This is a genomic window from Nostocoides sp. F2B08, from assembly GCF_009184895.1.
Lineage (GTDB): Bacteria > Actinomycetota > Actinomycetes > Actinomycetales > Dermatophilaceae > F2B08.
In genome coordinates, this window is sequence record NZ_WESE01000003.1 from 91,337 (window position 1) to 109,403 (window position 18,067).

The following is an 18,067-nucleotide window of genomic DNA, read 5'->3' on the forward strand; positions in this document are numbered from 1 at the left end:
CGGCGGCTCCGTATCAGCGGTTCTGGCGGGTCAGGTCAGACTCGTCGGACGGCTCGTCGGGTCCGTCGTCGATGCACACCTCGTATGCGCGGGCCCGTCGCACGATCTCGTCCAGGACTGCGCGGCGTGGGTCCGGAACCGCAGGGTACTCCCGGGTAGGTAGCTCCCGAAGATCGCCCAGCCTGGGGTCATCGAGCACCTGGGCGATGAGCGAGCGGTCCCCACCCGCGGCGAGGCCCCGGACCGGCCCGCCCGCGACCTCGCGAACGCGCGCAAGATGGTCCGCGACGGCGGCGACGAGCGCATCGGCCTGGTTGTCCCGACGGCGCGCGAAACGCTGCTGGCTCCACCCCCCCGCCGCGGTGCGCGACTGCACGTGGCGGCTGCCCACTTTGTGCGCGCTCAGTGTGTCGCGGTCGGCTACGGCCACGGCATAGCCGCCGCGACGGATCAGCAGGACGGCGAAGGGCGACGGGAGCGGCTCTCGAGTGGCCCGGATGCGCTGCGGACCGTCCGGGTTGTTGCGCTCGAAGCGCTCCAGCCACCCGGCCATGCGGTCGGGTGCGACCTCGACGAGGCGTTCGGCCATGGCCGGTGCCCGAACGCCGACCTAGATGTTGAAGCCGATCGCGCGCAGCTGCTCGCGGCCGTCCTCGGTGATCTTGTCCGGCCCCCACGGCGGCATCCACACCCAGTTGATCCGATGGCCGGCGACAAGGCCCTCGAGCACAGAGGTCACCTGGTCCTCGATGACGTCGGTGAGCGGGCAGGCCGCCGAGGTCAGGGTCATGTCGATGACCGCGTGGTTCTGCGGGTCGACGGTGACGCCGTACACGAGGCCGAGGTCGACGACGTTGATCCCGAGCTCGGGGTCGACGACGTCGCGGAGCGCCTCCTCGACATCTGCGACGTTGGCGGGCATGGCGGTGTTCGTCATGACGTTCCTTCCTGAGTTCGGTTCTCGCTCCCGCGCAGCGCGTGGCCGGCCTGGGCGAGGGCATCCTCGAGGGCCATCCATCCGAGGAGCGCACATTTGACGCGGGCTGGGTACCTGGCGACGCCGGAGAGGGCGACACCGTCGCCGATGACCTCCTCGTCGCCCTGGTCCACGCCCTTGCTCGTGAGCATCGAGCGAACTGCGGCATACGTTGTCGCCGCGTCGCGCAACGGGTGCCCTGTGATCTCCTGGGCCATGATCGAGGCGCTGGCCACGCTGATGGAACAGCCCAGCGCATCGTAGGAGACGTCCTCGAGCACAGCGTCGGGGCCAGCACCACTGACATGCACGCGAACGGTCACCTCGTCACCGCAGGTGGGGTTGACATGGTGCACCTCAGCCTCGAAGGGCTGGCGCAGCCCCGCCCGGTGAGGTCGCTTGCTGTGCTCGATGATGAGCTCCTGGTAGAGGTCCATCACCGAGCTCCTGCGCCCGTGGTGCTCACACCGAAGACGGCCGGCACCAGGTCCAGGGCGGCGAGGAAGACGTCGATCTCCTCCACCGTGTTGTAGGCGTGCACACTGACGCGCGTGGTCGCCGTGACGCCCATCCTCCGGTGCAGGGGCCACGCGCAATGGTGTCCGACACGCACCGCCACGCCCTCGTGGTCGAGGACCTGCCCCACGTCGTGCGCGTGCACCCCGTCGACGACGAAGGCCACCGCTCCCCCGCGCTCGGTCAGGTCCGTAGGACCGACGACCCGCACCCAGGGTCGTTCCGCCAGGCCCTCGAGTATGCGCGCGGTGAGCAGGTGCTCGTGCGCGGCCACGCGGGCCATGCCGAGGTCGGTGAGGTAGTCGCACGCTGCGGCGAGTCCGATCGCCTGGGCCGCATTGGGGACGCCGGCCTCGAACTTCTGGGGGACCGGAGCGTACGTGGCCGACTCCATCGTCACGGTCTCGATCATCGACCCGCCGGTGAGGAAGACCGGCATCTCGTCGAGCACCTCCGCGCGTCCCCAGAGCGCTCCGACGCCCATGGGGCCGAGCATCTTGTGACCGGAGAACGCGAGAAGGTCCACCCCGAGCTCGGTGACGGTGACGGGCATGTGCGGCACGGACTGGCACGCGTCCAGGACGCTCACCGCGCCGGCCTCGCGCGCCAGCTCCGCGATCCGGCGCACGGGCGTGATGGTGCCCAGGACATTGGACTGGTGGGTGAACGAAACGACCTTCGTGCGCTCGGTCACGACGTTCTCGATCCCGTCGAGCTCGAGACGACCGTCGTCCCGCACCCCGATCCAACGCAGGGTGGCGCCGGTTCGGCGCGCAAGCTCCTGCCACGGGATGAGGTTGGCGTGGTGCTCCATCTCGGTGACGACGATCTCGTCCCCGGGACCGATCCGGAAGCGCTCGCCCGACCCGCCGCCACCACCGGTCGCCGCGTTCGAGAACGCGTAGGCCACGAGGTTGAGGGCCTCGGTGGCGTTCTTCGTGAACACGATCTCGTCATGAGCGGCGCCCACGAACGCCGCGATCCGGAGCCGTGCCGACTCGTAGGCCTCGGTGCCCTCCTCGGAGAGAGCGTGCGCGCCGCGGTGGGGCGCGGCGTTGAAGCGCTCGTACCACTCGCGTTCGGCGTCCAGCACACTCCCGGGCTTCTGGCTCGTCGCGCCGGAGTCGAGATAGACCAACGGCCGGTCCTCGCGCACGGTACGGGCGAGAATCGGGACGTCGGCCCGGATGCGGGCCACCTCCGCCGAGGAGAACGCCTCGGCGGTCACTGGTGCGGTCACGCGGGTCCTCACGGTCAGTGGTGTCTACCCGGTGCAACGAGCGGGCAGTGGTCGGTCTGGACGACGAGGCGGTCGACGTCCGGCTGATGGAGGGTCAGGAGCTGACCGTCGACAGGTAGCGGTCATAGCCTTCGGCCTCGAGTCGATCCGCCAGCTCGGGGCCGCCCTCCTCGACGATCCGGCCGTCGATGAAGACGTGGACGAAGTCGGGCTGGATGTAGCGCAGGATCCTCGTGTAGTGGGTGATGAGGAGGACCCCCAGATCGGTGTTCTCCTTGGCCCGGTTGACCCCCTCGGAGACAACCTTGAGGGCGTCGACATCGAGGCCGGAGTCCGTCTCGTCGAGAACCGCGATCCTCGGCCCGAGCAGCTCCAGCTGCAGGATCTCGTGCCGCTTCTTCTCGCCGCCGGAGAAGCCCTCGTTGACGTTGCGCTGGGCGAAGGCGGAGTCCATCCGCAGCGCCGCCATCGCGGTGTTGACCTCCTTGACCCAGGTGCGCAACTTGGGCGCCTCGCCGTCGACGGCGGTCTTGGCGGTGCGCAGGAAGTTGGACACGGTCACTCCCGCGATCTCCACCGGATACTGCATCGCGAGGAAGAGTCCGGCGCGGGCGCGCTCGTCGACCGCCATCTCGAGGACGTCCTCGCCGTCGAGCAGGATGCTGCCCTCGGTGACGGTGTACTTCGGGTGGCCGGCGATGGCGTAGGCCAGCGTCGACTTGCCCGAGCCGTTCGGGCCCATGATGGCGTGGGTCTCCCCGCTACGTACCGTCAGGTCGACGCCGCGGAGGATCTCCGTGGTGCCTGACTCGGTCTCGACCGTGACGTGCAGGCCCCGGATCTCGAGCGTGTGTGCGGATGTGTCGGTCATGGGAACTCAGTTCTCCTCGGCGAGGGCGACGAAGACCTCGTCACCCTCGATCTTGACGGAATGGACGACGACCGGCTCGGTCGCCGGGGGGCTGAGGGGGTGGCCAGTGCGCAGGTCGAAGCGGGAACCGTGCAGCCAGCACTCGACGGTGCACCCACTGACGTCGCCTTCGGACAGTGACACCCGCCCGTGGGTGCACTCATCGTCGATGCAGTGGACGGAGCCGTCCTCGGCCCGGACGATCGAGACGATTCGGCCGTCGAGGTTGGCGCGCGCCGCACCCACGCTGGGTAGCTCGTCCAGGCGGCACACCCGGATGAAGTCGAGGTCGATCACGCGCTCACCCGGTCGTTCGCGCTCGCCTCGAGCTCGGCGTCGATCGCGGCCATGAGCTGGTCGACGACCTCGGGCACGCCGATGCGGTTGATGATGCTCGCGAAGAAACCCCTGACGACGAGCCGTCGGGCCTCCGACTCGGGGATGCCCCGGGCCATCAGGTAGAACAGCTGCTCGTCGTCGAACCGCCCGGTCGCTGCCGCGTGCCCTGCGCCGGCGATCTCACCGGTCTCGATCTCGAGGTTCGGCACGGAGTCGGCGCGTGCGCCGTCGGTGAGTACGAGGTTGCGGTTCAGCTCGTAGGTGTCGGTCCCCTCGGCGCTCGCGCGGATGAGGACGTCGCCGACCCATACCGTGCGGGCCGAGTCGCCCTGCAACGCGCCCTTGTACTCGACGTTGGACCGGCAGTGCGGCGCCTCGTGGTCGACGAAGGAGCGGTGCTCGAGGTGCTGTCCGGCGTCGGCGAAGTAGACACCTAGCAACGTCGCGTCACCACCCGGACCGGCATAGCGCACGTTCGAGTTCATCCGGACGACGCGACCGCCGAGCGTCACCGCGATGTGCCGGTAGGTCGCGTCACGGCCGACGAGGGCCTCGTGCTGGGCGAGGTGCAGGGCGTCGTCGTCCCACCGCTGCAGGCTCACGACGGTCAGATCGGCGCCGTCACCGACGAGGACCTCGAGGTTGCCGGTGTGGTCGCAGCCGCCCTGGTGGTCGATGATGACGACGCCCTTGCTGTGCGCACCGGCCTCGACGACGTAGTGCGCGTTGGAGCGTCGACCACGGCCAGAACCGGTCACAGTGACACGGACCGGATCTGTGAGGACGGCTTCGGCGGGGATGGCGAGGTGCAGAGCCTCGCCGGTGTTCGCCGACGCGACCGCAGCCGCTCGGTCCTCCGGCACGAGAACCGTGCCCCGCGGGGCCTGGCCTGGGCGGAGGCTGGGACGCAGGACGCCGTCCGGGGCCTCGACATCGAAGTCTGCGGCGGAGCCGTCACGGGAGTCATCCGTCGGCGCGTCCGACAGCACACCCCCGAGGAGGTCCAGCGGGGTGAACCGCCATTCCTCCTCCCGTCCCGTGGGAGGTGGGAAGTCGCCGACGTCGAACGAGCGGCGTCGCTCCCCGCGGGAGACGTCGGGCACCATGGTCTGCCCGCTGTGGGTGTGCGCCTCACGGCTTTCGGTCGGGCTCGGGGTGAGCAGGCTCATTCAGCCCACCGCTCCTTCCATTTGCAGCTCGATGAGTCGGTTGAGCTCGAGGGCGTACTCCATGGGCAGCTCCTTCGCGATCGGCTCGACGAAGCCGCGGACGATCATGGCCATGGCCTCCTCCTCGGACAGCCCTCGGGACATGAGGTAGAAGAGCTGGTCCTCGGAAACCTTCGAGACCGTCGCCTCATGCCCCATCTGGACGTCGTCGTCGCGAATGTCGACATAGGGATAGGTGTCCGATCGGCTGATCGTGTCCACGAGCAGCGCGTCGCACACGACGCTGCTCTTGGAGCCGTGCGCTCCCTCGTTGACCTGCACCAGTCCCCGGTAGGAGGTCCGACCGCCACCCCGGGCGACGGACTTGGAGACGATCGTGCTGCTCGTGTGAGGAGCGGCGTGCACCATCTTCGACCCCGCGTCCTGGTGCTGTCCCTCCCCGGCGAAAGCGATGGACAGGGTCTCGCCCTTGGCGTGCTCGCCCATGAGGAAGACAGCGGGGTACTTCATCGTGACCTTGGACCCGATGTTGCCGTCGATCCACTCCATGGTGGCGCCCTCGGCGCAGGTCGCGCGCTTCGTCACGAGGTTGTAGACGTTGTTCGACCAGTTCTGGATCGTCGTGTACCGAACCCGGGCGTCCTTCTTGACGATGATCTCGACGACGGCGCTGTGCAGGCTGTCGGTCTTGTAGATGGGAGCCGTGCAGCCCTCTACATAGTGCACGTAGGAACCCTCGTCGGCGATGATCAGCGTCCGCTCGAACTGACCCATGTTCTCGGTGTTGATCCGGAAGTAGGCCTGGAGCGGGATGTCGACGTGGACTCCCTTGGGAACGTAGATGAACGACCCGCCGGACCACACGGCCGTGTTGAGCGAGGCGAACTTGTTGTCACCCGCGGGGATCACTGTCGCGAAGTGCTCCCGGAAGAGCTCCTCGTGCTCACGCAGCCCCGTGTCGGTGTCGACGAAGATGACGCCCTTCTCCTCGAGATCCTCACGGATCTGGTGATAGACGACCTCGCTCTCGTACTGGGCGGCCACACCCGCGATCAGGCGCTGCTTCTCGGCCTCCGGGATACCCAGCCGGTCGTACGTGTTCTTGATGTCCTCGGGGAGTTCGTCCCAGGTCGTGGCCTGCTTCTCGGTGGACTTCACGAAGTACTTGATGTTCTGGAAGTCGATGCCTGAGAGGTCGGCACCCCAGTGGGGCATCGGCTTCTTGTCGAACAGCCGGAGCGACTTCAGGCGCAGGTCTGTCATCCACTGCGGTTCCGACTTGCGGTGGCTGATGTCGAGGACGACCTCATCGTCCAGGCCGCGGCGCGCCGAGGCACCGGCCACGTCACTGTCGGCCCAGCCGTATTCGTAGCGGCCGATGTCCTTCAGGCCTGGGTTGAGGTCCTCGATGGATGCGGTCATGAGCTCGACCCTTCCGATGGGTTGGTGGTGGGAGTGATGCGTGTGGGGTTCGTATCGACCGTCTGAGGGCCGGGACCGGACGGCCCGGCGGTGGCCGTCACGCCGGGCACGAAGGTCGTGCAGACGTGGTCGCCGTGGGCCAGGGTGGCGAGGCGCTGGACGTGCACGCCGAGGAGCCGGGAGAAGGCCTCGGTCTCTGCGTCGCAGAACTGCGGGAACTCGGTGGCCACGTGCTGAACCGGACAGTGCCCCTGACAGAGCTGGAGTCCCGCTGTTCCGGAACCACCTTCGACGGGCCGGGTGCTCGCCGCGTACCCGTCGCGGGCCAGCGCCGCTGCGAGGGCGGCGGCCCGCTCGTGCGGGTCGTCACCGACTCCGGCGAGCTCGGCCGCGTATCGCCGCTCGACCTCGGAGACCCGCTGCTCGGCGAACGTCGCCACGGCGTCAGGGCCGACCGCCGAAGCGAGGAAGTGCAGCGCCTCCGTCGCGAGATCGTCGTAGCCGGACGACAGCGCCGAGTGGCCGTCCGAGCTGATCACCCATCCCCGAGCCGGGCGCCCGCGCCGCCGTCGCCCAGCGGGACGGATCTCGCGGGCCTCGATGAGCCCATCAGCATGGAGTCCGTCGAGATGACGGCGGATGGCGGTGTCCGTCAATCCCAGATCTGAGCAGAGCGCGGTAGCCGTGAGCGGACCGGCCTCGCTGATACGCCGAAGCACACGGGCACGCGTGCTGCGGTCGGCGGGCACCGACTGGGAGCCACGCGCTCCGGCTGCGTTCTCGGCATAAATCACACATCTATGTTAGGTAATTGCGCAACCGGGCACAAAGGAAGGTGACCCTCACCCGCGCGGCGGGGCCGGCCGGCCGGCCGAACTGCGACCGTGGCGACGGTCACGATCGGCATGGTTCTCGTCATCGTGGTCACTCTCGGCGGAGCCGTCGTCGCTCTCTGGAACGTCACCGTCGTCCGAGTCGTCACCGTCGTCCGAGTCGTCATCATCCGAGTCGTCATCGGCCTCTGGGAGGAACACCGAGCGCATCCGGTAGCGCGGTGGTGCCACCGACTCCGGTCCCAGGAACCGCTCGCGCACGGGAGCCGTCAGCACACCGAGCGGCGCACTGAGCACGTAGGCATATGCCAGGACGAGCAGAGTGGTGGCGGGTGAGACGACAAGGCCGACGAGAACGACCGTCGCGACGACGGCCGTCGTGAGCCGCGACCTGGGTGTCGTCGGGGTGAGGAGGTTGCGGAACGACCTGAACCGTACGGATCCGGCCATCAGCAGGGCGGGAACGATCGAGACGACGACAGGAAGGAGGGCCACCTCGCCGACGCGCGGTCCGACGTCCGGATCGTCCAGCGCGAGGATCGTCGCGATCACGACGGCGGCGGCACCGGGGCTCGGAAGCCCGACGAAGTACCGCTTGTCGGCCATCGGGTCCACGGTCACGTTGAACCGGGCGAGTCGGAACGCGGCACACGCCAACCACAGGAAAGCACCGGCCCAGGCGGCGACCGGCCAGGCGTCCAAGGCCCAGGTGTGCACGAGAACGGCCGGTGCCATACCGAATGAGATCAGGTCCGCCATCGAGTCGAGCTGAACTCCGAAGGGTGTCGTCGCTCCGACCTTCCGAGCGACGAAACCGTCGGCCATGTCGAGGACGACGGCGAGGACGAGGATCCCTGCGGCCCAGCCGAACCGCTCCCGGAATGCGAGGAGGACGGACGCGAAACCGCACCCCATGTTGGCCGTCGTGAAGATACTCGGCGCGGTGACGCGGAGTCGGTCGCGGCGGCTCAGCTGACGCAGCGACACCACCTCGGCCCCGGTCGGCGAGATCAGCCGCCATCGGCCGAACCGGCGCCGTCGGCCGGCCTTCGGTCGTCGAATGCGCCGACGACCGGGCGCCGGTGGCGGCCCCGGGGCCTCGGGCTGGGCCGCCTGATCCGTCATCAGCTCCACCGTGCGATGACGGTCTCACCGGCGACTACGCGGTCTCCGCGGGAGACCTCGAGCGTGCAGTCGGTCGGGACGAAGACGTCCATCCTCGACCCGAACTTCATCAGGCCGATCCGCTCCCCCGCCAGTACGGTCTGCCCGGGTCGCACCCGGGTCACGATCCGTCGCGCCAGGAGGCCGACGACCTGGCGGTACACCACGGGCCGGGCCACCCCCTCCACCACGCTGGTCAGGTGGATCTCACTGCGCTCGTTCTCGACGGCGCTTGCCGCCGAGAAGGCCGCCAGCCAGCGACCCGGGTGATAGGTCACGTCTTGCACGACACCCGAGGCCGGACTTCGGTTGATGTGGACGTCGAAGGCCGACAGGAAGATGGCGACCTGGAGCCAGTCGCCGTCCGGCGCGACCCCGGGCTGTGGCGCTCCGGCGTGCATGACCCGACCGTCGGCCGGCGCGAGGATCTCGTGGGGGTCTGCGGGCCAGCTGTCGACCCGTCGGTCGGGGTCTCGGAAGAAGGCGGCGACGGCCAGCGGCGCGGCGGTCAGTGCCATCGCCAGACGTGGTCGACGCGCGACCGCGGCGACGAGTGCCGGGACGGCGGCGACGGCGACAGCCGGAAGGCCGGCCGGATCCATGACGGGATGTTCTCGCGGGGCCAACCGGACTCTCCTGATCTCGGCGCCAGGGGCGCGCATCGGCGGATGTGTGTGACCAGCCTAGGATGACTTGCGATGTCCGCCCCCACTCCGAGCCCGACCGTTGTCGTCGAGAGCCTCCGCAAGTCCTTCCGCGCGGTGGAAGCGGTCCGCGGGGCGTCCTGGACCGCGCAGGCCGGTCGTGTGACGGCGGTCCTGGGATCGAACGGCGCCGGCAAGACGACGACGCTCGAATGCCTCGAAGGCCTGCAACGCCCCGATTCCGGCACGGTCAGCGTCCTGGGCGCGGACCCATGGCGGGCGGGCCCCGAGCACCGTGCTCGAGTCGGTGTGATGCTTCAGGACGGCGGGCTGCCGAACACCCGCTCAGCACCGTCCGTGGTCCGACACATGGCTTCGTTGTACGCATCGCCTCAGAATCCCGACGATCTGTTGGCACGGCTCGGCGTCCCCCCACGTGCGACCTCCGTCCGACGGCTGTCCGGCGGCGAGAGGCAACGTGTCGCACTCGCCGTGGCCCTCGTCGGGCATCCCGATGTCGCCTTCCTCGACGAGCCGACCGCAGGGCTCGACCCACACGCCCGAATGGACGTCTGGGACGTCGTCGAGGGCATCGCGGGAGCCGGGGCGTGTGTCGTCGTGACGACCCACTCGTTCGAGGAGGCCGAGCGCATCGCGGATGACGTCGTCGTCATGGATGCCGGTGTCGTCGTCGCGTCCGGGGACCTCGCCACTCTCACCGAGGGCGAGACGCTGAAGGATCTGTTCTTCCGACTCACCCGGTCGCGAGGTGGCGAGCGGGGAACCTCCTCCCAGGGGCGAGCCGCACGGGGGAACAGGCACGAACGGGGGAGGTCATGACCCGGCCGGCACCTGCCATGACCCGCATCCTCGCATCGGCGCGGTTCGAGTCCACGACGCTCCTCCGCAACGGCGAGCAGCTCCTGGTATCGCTTCTACTCCCGGCGATGGCGCTTGTGGTCCTGGCGCTGTCCTCGTACCCGGAGCTCGGCGAGCCCCGCATCGCGGTCGTGACTCCTGGAGTTCTCGCCCTCGCCGTGGTCTCCACTGCGTTCACGGGCCAGGCGATCGCGACAGCGTTCGACCGCCGGTACGGCGTGCTCCGACTGTTCGGGGTCTCCCCGCTCGGGCGGGGCGGGCTACTGGCCGGCAAGGCCCTCGCGGTCATGACCGTCCTCGTCCTCCAGACCGTCCTCCTGGGCGTGGTTGCAGCAGGACTGGGCTGGCGTCCCGGTGCGGTCGCTCTCGTTCTGCTGGTTGTGACGGTCCTCATCGGGGCGGCCTGCTTCGTCTCCATCGCCCTCCTGCTCGCCGGTGTCCTCCGGGCCGAGGCCGTCCTCGCCCTCGCGAACCTGCTGTGGATCCTGTTCCTCGGTCTAGGTCTCCTCCTGCCTGTCGACACCCTCCCGGCTGCGGCCGAGTCCGTCGCGCGATGGCTTCCCCCCGGGCTACTGGGAGAGTCCGCTCGCACAGCGGCGCTGGAGGGGACGGCGCCACTCACCGGCTGGGTAGCCCTGCTCGGCTGGGCCGCAGTGGCCGGCGGCCTGGCTCGTCGGACCTTCCGGTGGAGCGACTGACACACACACCTAGACTCTGAAGACGTGACGAGCCTCGCGACCCCCTCCTCCGCATCAGACCAGCGTGTGCGCTCGGTTCCGCGGTGGGTGGCCCCGGTCCTGATCGCCAATATCGTCGCCCAGGTGGGGATCGTCGTCACCGGCGGCCTGGTACGAGTGACCGGAAGCGGGCTCGGGTGCCCCACGTGGCCCGAGTGCGCTCCCGGGTCATTCACCCCGACCGTCGAGCAGGCCGAGGGGTGGCACAAGTACGTCGAGTTCGGCAACCGTCTCCTCACCTTCGTCCTCGCGGCCATCGCCATCGCCAGCCTGTTCGCCGCATGGCGCTACCTGCGGCGCCGGCACCTCACCGTTGCAGCGGCCGCGGTTCTCGTCGGAGTCGTGCTCCAGGCGGTGATCGGCGGCATCACCGTTCTCGCGGGTCTCCACCCGATCACGGTGTCGATCCACTTCATGGTGTCCTGCGTTCTGATCGCCGCCGCGTCATATCTCTGGTTCGCACGGGACGAGCCGAGCCTGCCACGCGGCCTCGTGGTGCCCCGACTGGTCGCCGGCCTGGCCTGGGTGACCGTCGCAGTCGGCGTCGTGGTGCTCACGCTCGGCACTGTCGTGACCGGTTCGGGTCCGCATTCGGGCGACGCCGAGACGCCTGCGCGGTACGGCTTCGACCCGCGTGTCGTGAGCTGGTTGCACGCGGACACGGTGATGCTCTTCGTCGGACTCGTGGTCGGCACCTGGATCGCCGTCCGGCTCACCGCACGAACCGCCCGTGCAGCGACGGCGTGGCGCGATGTGTTCATCGTGACGATGGCCCAGGGTGTGGTCGGATACGTCCAGTACTTCACCGGACTGCCCGAGGTCCTCGTCCTCGCGCACATGCTCGGCGCAGGGCTCCTGGTGGTCGCCCTCACCCGGGCCGTTGTCGCCGTGCGCACCGCAGGCGGTACACACCAGGTGCCCGTCGCCTCCGCCGCGTACGTCGACGCTACTTAGTCTCACGCGCGGCGGCCCGGCGTGGCCGTGTCGATCGTCACCCAGCGAGACTCTGCCTGCGGGGCGGGTGTGAGGTCGGACCCGCAGGTTACGCGAGGGGAGCGTACAGAAGGGGATCGATCGCGACGGCGAGGAACAGCAGGGTCACGTAGGTGATCGAGTAATGAAAGAGGCGCATCGGACGGAGCTCTGCCTCAGAGCCCCCGCGAGCCGCGACGCGCAGCAGTCGATGGGCCTCGACGATGAACAGCCCGCCCGCGAGGACCGCGACGACCGCATACACCCATCCCATCGGCGCGACGGGGATGAGGGTGAGGGAGGTGGCCACCATCACCCACGAGTACACGACGATCTGACGTCCCACGTGGACCGCGCTCTTCTCGACGGGCAACATCGGCACGTCAGCCGTGACGTAGTCATCCTTGAACGTCATCGACAGCGGCCAGTAGTGCGGCGGCGTCCACCAGAAGATGACGAGGAAGAGGATGATGGCCGGCCAGTCCAGGCCACCCGTGACGGCCGACCATCCGATCAGGGTGGGCATGCAGCCCGCAATACCCCCCCACACGATGTTCTGCGACGTGCGGCGCTTGAGGATGACGGTGTACCCCACGGCGTACAAGACGATGGCGAGCAGGCTCAGCAGCGCCGACACGAGGTTGACGAGGACGGCGAACCAGACGGTGGACACCACCGCGAGAACGGCACCGAACACCAGTGCTCCGCGCTCGGAGACCGCACCGGTCACGAGCGGACGGTTGCTGGTGCGATGCATGAGGGCATCGATGTCTCGGTCGTAGACGCAGTTGAACGTGTTCGCTGCCCCGGCGGACATCGACCCACCGATGAGCGTCGCGACGACCAACCACAGGTCTGGGATCCCACGCTGCGCGAGGAACATGACCGGAACCGTCGTGACGAGCAGCAGCTCGATGATCCGAGGCTTGGTCAGGGCCACATAAGGGCCGACGGTCGAGCGGATCGACCGCCCCCGCGTCGCGCCCGTCCCGACCTCGGAACGGGTCGCAGCGGTGGCGCCGGCCGTGTCGTCGAGGGCAGTCACCCCGGCAGTCTATCGGGGCGCCACTGTCGGCTCACGACCACTAGGCTGGCGAGAGCGAATCCCCGAGCGAGAGAGACGTGTCTTCATGACGGCGACCACCCGAACGGCGACTGCACGCAGGTCTTCGAGCCTTCCGAGACCCAAGGCCCGCAAGGTCGGGTGGACCGACCTCGACATCCGGGCCGTCGACACCGTGCGGGTTCTGGCGGCGGACGCCGTGCAGCGGGTCGGTAACGGACATCCGGGAACGGCGATCAGCCTCGCTCCACTCGCCTACCTGCTCTACCAGAACGTCATGCGCCACGACCCCGCGGATCTCACCTGGCTCGGCCGGGACCGCTTCGTGCTCTCGTGCGGGCACTCGAGCCTGACCCAGTACATCCAGTTGTACCTCGGCGGCTTCGGCCTCGAGCTCGAGGACATCAAGGCGCTTCGCACCTGGGACAGTCGCACGCCAGGTCACCCCGAGGTTCACCACACGCCGGGTGTGGAGATCACCACCGGTCCTCTGGGATCCGGGCTCGCCTCAGCCGTGGGGATGGCGATGGCCCAACGGCGCCAGCGCGGCCTCCTCGACCCCGACGCGCCTGCGGGTGAAAGCCCCTTCGACCACCACGTGTGGGTCATCGCCTCCGACGGCGACATCATGGAGGGCGTCGCCTCCGAGGCCTCGTCACTCGCCGGACACCAGGAGCTCGGCAACCTCACCGTCGTGTATGACCAGAACTTCATCTCGATCGAGGACGACACCGATATCGCGTTCTCGGAGGATGTAGGCGCGCGGTACGAAGCCTATGGGTGGAACGTGGTCACCATCGACTGGCGTGGCGACGGGCACGGTGACGACTACGTTGAGGACGTCGACGCCCTCAACGCGGCCCTCACGAAGAGTCGCAGGTCGAAGCGACCCACCCTGGTGATCCTGCGGACGATCATCGCCTGGCCGTCGCCGACGAAGCAGGACACCGGCGAGGCCCACGGCTCGGCGTTGGGCGAGGACGAGGTCGCCGCCCTCAAGGAGCTGCTTGGATTCGACCCGAAGCGCACCTTCGAGGTGGACCGCTCCGTGGTCGCCCACACGCGGGCACTGCGCAAACGCGCCAAGGCCGGGCGCAAGGACTGGGACAAGACCTATCGCGCATGGCGCAAGGCGCAGCCGGAGCGAGCGGACCTGCTCGACCGGCTCGTCGACGGCCGGCTCCCGGAGGGGCTCACGAACGCCCTACCGACGTTCGAGGCCGACGCCAAGGGCCTGGCGACCCGGGCGGCATCGGGAAAGGTCCTCGGCGCTCTGGCGCCGGTCATGCCCGAGCTGTGGGGCGGCTCCGCCGACCTTGCCGGATCCAACAACACCACGATGGCCGGCGAGCCGTCCTTCGTCCCACCCCGCAAGCAGACGGAGGAGTTCGCCGGCGGCTGGTACGGCCGAACGCTGCACTTCGGGATCCGCGAGCATGCGATGGGGATGATCCTCAACGGAATCGCCCTCGAAGGACTGACCCGGCCCTACGGCGGCACGTTCCTCGTCTTCAGCGACTACATGCGACCCGCCGTCCGCCTCGCCTGTATCCAGCAGCTGCCCGTGACGTTCGTCTGGACCCACGACAGCATCGGACTCGGGGAGGATGGGCCTACGCACCAGCCCATCGAGCACCTTCCGGCGCTTCGAGCCATTCCCGGCCTCAACGTCGTCAGACCGTCTGACGCCAACGAGACCTCCGTCGTGTGGGGCGAGATCCTCCGTCGGGGCGAACCGACCGGTCTCGCCCTGAGCCGGCAGGCCGTTCCGACTCTCGACCGCAGCGAGCTTGGGCCGGCGCGCAACGCAGCCAAGGGCGCCTACGTCCTCGCGGACGGAAGCGGGACGCAACCGGAGGTCATCATCATCGCTACCGGTTCCGAGGTCGCGATCGCTCTCGAGGCCCGCACGACTCTGGAACGCAGAGGAGTGAGTACCCGGGTCGTCTCCATGCCGTGCCGGGAGTGGTTCGAGGCCCAGAGCGCCGCATACCGCCGCTCGGTCCTGCCGCCCGAGGTGCGGGCGCGCGTCTCCGTGGAGGCCGCCGCGCCGCTGGGCTGGCGGGACTTCGTCGGAGACGCCGGCGAGGTCGTTGCGATCGACCACTACGGAGCCTCCGCGGACGCGGCCACGCTCTTCCGCGAGTTCGGGTTCACGGCGGATGCCGTCGTCAAGGCCGCCCGGGCGTCGCTGAAGCGTGCCCACCGGGATGCTCCCCCCGCCGGGGGCGAGAAGTCCACGGCGCGGACCGACACCACACCACGCGCGACGACCGCCCAGAAGGCGGCGGTCTCGGAGGGGAGCTGACGAGCGGCATGACGAAACACACCACAACGGACGAGGCGATGACCGAACAGATGCGGGACCAGGCGACGACCCACGGGACGGCGGCGGACCGAGAACCGACCGACCAGTCCAGCCGCCCGGCCGAGCAGGGTGGCTCCGGCCCCCTGGAGAGCCTCGCGTCCGCGGGGGTCTCCATCTGGCTCGATGACCTGTCCCGCGAACGGATCGAGTCCGGCAACCTCCAGGAGCTCATCGAGGCGAAGGGAGTCGTCGGCGTGACGACGAACCCCTCCATCTTCCAGTCGGCGCTCGCAGAGGGGGACGCGTACACAGCCCAGATCGAACAGCTCGCCGAAGCGGGGTCCACTGTCGACGAGGCCGTGTTCATCCTGACGACCGATGACGTCAGGGCAGCCTGCGACATCTTCATGCCGCTGTACGAGGCCACTGACGGCGTCGACGGTCGTGTCTCGATCGAGGTCGATCCCCGACTGGCGCACGACACGGGTGCCACCGTGGAGGCGGCGCAGGCGCTGTCCGACGCGGTCGACCGGCCGAACCTGCTGGTCAAGATCCCGGCGACCGTGGAGGGTCTGCCCGCCATCTCACAGACCATTGCCGCAGGCATCTCGGTCAATGTGACCCTCATCTTCGGCATCGACCGCTACCGCGCGGTCATGAACGCGTTCCTCACCGGCCTGGAACAGGCCCGCGAAGCCGGCGTCGACCTGCACACCATCCACTCCGTCGCCTCGTTCTTCGTGAGCCGGGTCGACACCGAGGTCGACCGAAGGCTCGACGCGATCGGCACAGACGCCGCGACGGCACTGCGCGGGCGAGCCGGGATCGCCAACGCCCGCCTGGCCTATCACGCCTACGAGGAGGTCTTCTCAACCCCCAGATGGCAGAACCTGGCCGACGACGGAGCCCGGCCGCAGCGGCCGCTGTGGGCCTCGACGGGCGTGAAGGATCCCGCCTACCCGGACACCATGTATGTCACCGAGCTCGTGGCTCCCGGCACGGTCAACACGATGCCCGAGAAGACCCTCGACGCGGTGATCGATCATGCCGAGATCTCCGGCGACACCGTCACCGGCACCTCCTCGGCGGCGGGCAAAGTCCTGGACGACCTCGAACAGCTCGGGATCGGCTATACGGAGGTCACCGAGTTGCTCGAGCGCGAGGGGGTCGAGAAGTTCGAGGCGTCCTGGAACGCCCTCCTCGACGGCGTCGCGGTCGAGCTCGAGAAGGCCTCGTCGTGAGCGCCGTCGCGGTCGCCACGTCGGGAGCGGCGACGGCCGCCGTCGCGGACGCAGTCCCCCGACTGGTCGAGGACCGGGTCGCCAGTCGCCTCTTCGCCGGCGACCACACACTCTGGGGCCCGGCGGCGGAGGCCGAAGCGTCGGTCCGGCTCGCCTGGACCACGCTGCCCCGCACCTCGAGGCCTCTCGTCGGGGAGATCGCAGCGCTGCGTGCAGACCTGATGTCGGACGCCGTCGACCGAGTCGTCCTGTGCGGAATGGGCGGGTCGTCACTGGCACCCGAGGTCATCTGTGCGACCGAGGGCCGCGAGATCGTCATCGTCGACTCGTCGCACCCGGACTCGGTCCGCTCGGCCTTGCAGGAACTGAGTCGTACCGTTGTCGTCGTGTCGAGCAAGTCCGGCGGCACGGTGGAGACGGACAGCCAGCGCCGGGCGTTCATCGCCGCCTTCGAGGCCGCCGGCATCGACCCCACGACACGCATGGTCGTGGTCACCGATCCCGGCAGCCCACTAGAGGAGGAGTCCCGCTCAGCGGGATACCGCGTCGTCACCGCCGACCCGCAGGTCGGTGGGCGCTATTCCGCGCTGACGGCGTTCGGGCTCGTCCCGGCCGGGCTCGCGGGTGTCGACGTCGGCCGCCTTCTCGATGACGCCGAGGCCGTGTCGGACGTCCTCGCCAGCGACTCGGACGACAATCCGGCTCTTCGACTCGGCGCGGTTCTGGCGGCGACCACACCACTGCGCGACAAGATCATGCTGGTCGACAACGGCACGCCCATCGTCGGTTTCGGCGACTGGGCCGAACAGCTCATCGCCGAGTCGACGGGCAAGGATGGCCGCGGTGTCCTCCCGATCGTCGTCATCGCCGATAACGGGACGTCGGGAGATCTGCTCGACGCTGACGACATCACGACGGTCGAGCTCGTCGGCGACATCGAGGAGGCCGCCCTGACCACGACCTCCGCGGCCGCCGTCGCCGGCAGCCTCGGCGCTCAGCTCCTCCTCTGGGAAGCCGCCACCGCGGTCGCCGGGCGCCTGCTCGGCATCAATCCCTTCGACCAACCCGATGTCGAGTCGGCCAAGCAGGCGGCGCGCCGCTTGCTCGAGGGAGGTGCGTCGACCGGCGGCCCGCCACTGTTCACCGACGGAGACGTCGAGATCCGAGTTCTTCCGGAGGATGGTGCAGGAGACGAGTGGATCGGTTCGGCCACCAACCTCCCCGACGCCATCGCCGCCCTACTCGAGCAGCTCGACCCGCGCAACGGCTACGTGGCGGTGATGGCCTACCTGGACCGCACCGGCGAGGACCCCGACCTCGAGCGCCTCCCGTCCATCGCTCCCCGTTTGAGCCGGACGGTGAACCGCCCGGTGACCTTCGGGTGGGGGCCTCGGTTCCTCCATTCGACCGGCCAGTACCACAAGGGCGGGCCCGCGCAGGGTGTCTACATCCAGATCACCGACACACCCGAGCAGGACCTCGATGTTCCTGGCCGGGACTTCACCTTCGGGGAGTTCATCGCCGCCCAGGCCGGTGGGGACGCCGCAGTTCTCGGCGAGCACGCCCGTCCGGTACTCCGTCTCCATCTGCGTGGAGCGGGTGGTCGCGGGGCAGTCCTGCGGGCTCTGTCCGGTCACGGTCGCTGACGGGAGAC

Annotated in this window: 18 protein-coding genes; 6 read left to right on the forward strand and 12 right to left on the reverse strand. The window is 69.0% G+C overall.

Going from position 1 to position 18,067, the window contains the following annotated elements; genetic code table 11:
- Window positions 1-13: 13 nt before the first annotated feature.
- The 11 genes from GA707_RS07880 to GA707_RS07930 form a co-directional block, all read right to left on the reverse strand.
- Window positions 14-589, reverse strand: coding sequence for an acVLRF1 family peptidyl-tRNA hydrolase (locus GA707_RS07880; protein WP_152177891.1), 576 nt, complete (start codon window positions 587-589; stop codon window positions 14-16).
- A gap of 21 nt (window positions 590-610) precedes the next feature.
- Window positions 611-937 carry a metal-sulfur cluster assembly factor gene (locus tag GA707_RS07885; protein WP_152177892.1) on the reverse strand — a complete coding sequence of 109 codons (327 nt, stop codon included), beginning with the start codon at window positions 935-937 and terminating at the stop codon, window positions 611-613.
- A complete protein-coding gene (gene sufU / locus GA707_RS07890) occupies window positions 934-1,413 on the reverse strand; it encodes a Fe-S cluster assembly sulfur transfer protein SufU (protein ID WP_152177893.1) in 480 nt (159 codons plus the stop codon). The genes GA707_RS07885 and sufU overlap by 4 nt, the downstream gene beginning before the upstream one ends.
- On the reverse strand, window positions 1,413-2,732 hold the full coding sequence (locus GA707_RS07895) for an aminotransferase class V-fold PLP-dependent enzyme (RefSeq protein ID WP_226963626.1): 1,320 nt from the start codon (window positions 2,730-2,732) through the stop codon (window positions 1,413-1,415). The genes sufU and GA707_RS07895 overlap by 1 nt, the downstream gene beginning before the upstream one ends.
- A gap of 94 nt (window positions 2,733-2,826) precedes the next feature.
- A complete protein-coding gene (sufC, locus tag GA707_RS07900) occupies window positions 2,827-3,603 on the reverse strand; it encodes a Fe-S cluster assembly ATPase SufC (RefSeq protein WP_152177894.1) in 777 nt (258 codons plus the stop codon).
- Between the two features lie 6 nt (window positions 3,604-3,609).
- Window positions 3,610-3,939 (reverse strand): non-heme iron oxygenase ferredoxin subunit, encoded by a 330-nt coding sequence (locus GA707_RS07905; RefSeq protein WP_152177895.1) that lies wholly within the window; start codon window positions 3,937-3,939, stop codon window positions 3,610-3,612.
- Window positions 3,936-5,150 (reverse strand): Fe-S cluster assembly protein SufD, encoded by a 1,215-nt coding sequence (gene sufD, locus GA707_RS07910; protein WP_152177896.1) that lies wholly within the window; start codon window positions 5,148-5,150, stop codon window positions 3,936-3,938. The genes GA707_RS07905 and sufD overlap by 4 nt, the downstream gene beginning before the upstream one ends.
- The gene (gene sufB / locus GA707_RS07915; protein ID WP_152177897.1) at window positions 5,151-6,572 is read right to left on the reverse strand and encodes a Fe-S cluster assembly protein SufB; all 1,422 of its coding nucleotides are present in this window, start codon (window positions 6,570-6,572) and stop codon (window positions 5,151-5,153) included. It abuts the gene before it with no gap.
- Complete coding sequence (locus tag GA707_RS07920; RefSeq protein WP_370460019.1) at window positions 6,569-7,366, reverse strand: helix-turn-helix transcriptional regulator; 798 nt, start codon at window positions 7,364-7,366, stop codon at window positions 6,569-6,571. The genes sufB and GA707_RS07920 overlap by 4 nt, the downstream gene beginning before the upstream one ends.
- A gap of 48 nt (window positions 7,367-7,414) precedes the next feature.
- Window positions 7,415-8,530: a phosphatidylcholine/phosphatidylserine synthase gene (locus tag GA707_RS07925; protein WP_152177898.1), complete on the reverse strand. Its 1,116-nt coding sequence runs from the start codon at window positions 8,528-8,530 to the stop codon at window positions 7,415-7,417.
- The gene (locus GA707_RS07930) at window positions 8,530-9,171 is read right to left on the reverse strand and encodes a phosphatidylserine decarboxylase (RefSeq protein WP_152177899.1); all 642 of its coding nucleotides are present in this window, start codon (window positions 9,169-9,171) and stop codon (window positions 8,530-8,532) included. Before GA707_RS07930 ends, GA707_RS07925 begins: the two co-directional genes overlap by 1 nt.
- A gap of 96 nt (window positions 9,172-9,267) precedes the next feature.
- On the opposite strand from GA707_RS07930, the gene GA707_RS07935 reads away from it, so the two are divergent.
- Genes GA707_RS07935 through GA707_RS07945 form a run of 3 tightly spaced genes read left to right on the forward strand, consistent with a single transcriptional unit; the run spans window position 9,268 to window position 11,783 of the window.
- Window positions 9,268-10,053, forward strand: a complete 786-nt coding sequence (locus GA707_RS07935; RefSeq protein ID WP_152177900.1) for an ABC transporter ATP-binding protein — start codon at window positions 9,268-9,270, stop codon at window positions 10,051-10,053.
- Window positions 10,050-10,790: an ABC transporter permease gene (locus tag GA707_RS07940; RefSeq protein ID WP_152177901.1), complete on the forward strand. Its 741-nt coding sequence runs from the start codon at window positions 10,050-10,052 to the stop codon at window positions 10,788-10,790. Before GA707_RS07935 ends, GA707_RS07940 begins: the two co-directional genes overlap by 4 nt.
- Before the next feature lie 24 nt (window positions 10,791-10,814).
- Window positions 10,815-11,783, forward strand: a complete 969-nt coding sequence (locus tag GA707_RS07945; RefSeq protein ID WP_152177902.1) for a heme A synthase — start codon at window positions 10,815-10,817, stop codon at window positions 11,781-11,783.
- 88 nt (window positions 11,784-11,871) lie between these two features.
- Here the strand turns inward: GA707_RS07945 and GA707_RS07950 are convergent, their stop codons facing one another.
- A complete protein-coding gene (locus GA707_RS07950) occupies window positions 11,872-12,846 on the reverse strand; it encodes a heme o synthase (protein ID WP_152177903.1) in 975 nt (324 codons plus the stop codon).
- An 85-nt stretch (window positions 12,847-12,931) separates the two neighbouring features.
- Here GA707_RS07950 and tkt point away from each other — a divergent pair, with 85 nt between their 5' ends.
- The 3 genes from tkt to GA707_RS07965 are packed head-to-tail and all read left to right on the forward strand — an operon-like array spanning window position 12,932 to window position 18,059.
- Entirely contained in the window at window positions 12,932-15,172 is a 2,241-nt protein-coding gene (gene tkt / locus GA707_RS07955; protein ID WP_152177904.1) for a transketolase, read from the forward strand.
- An 8-nt stretch (window positions 15,173-15,180) separates the two neighbouring features.
- Window positions 15,181-16,413: a transaldolase gene (gene tal, locus GA707_RS07960; protein WP_226963627.1), complete on the forward strand. Its 1,233-nt coding sequence runs from the start codon at window positions 15,181-15,183 to the stop codon at window positions 16,411-16,413.
- The gene (locus GA707_RS07965; RefSeq protein WP_152177905.1) at window positions 16,410-18,059 is read left to right on the forward strand and encodes a glucose-6-phosphate isomerase; all 1,650 of its coding nucleotides are present in this window, start codon (window positions 16,410-16,412) and stop codon (window positions 18,057-18,059) included. The genes tal and GA707_RS07965 overlap by 4 nt, the downstream gene beginning before the upstream one ends.
- Window positions 18,060-18,067 lie beyond the last annotated feature (8 nt).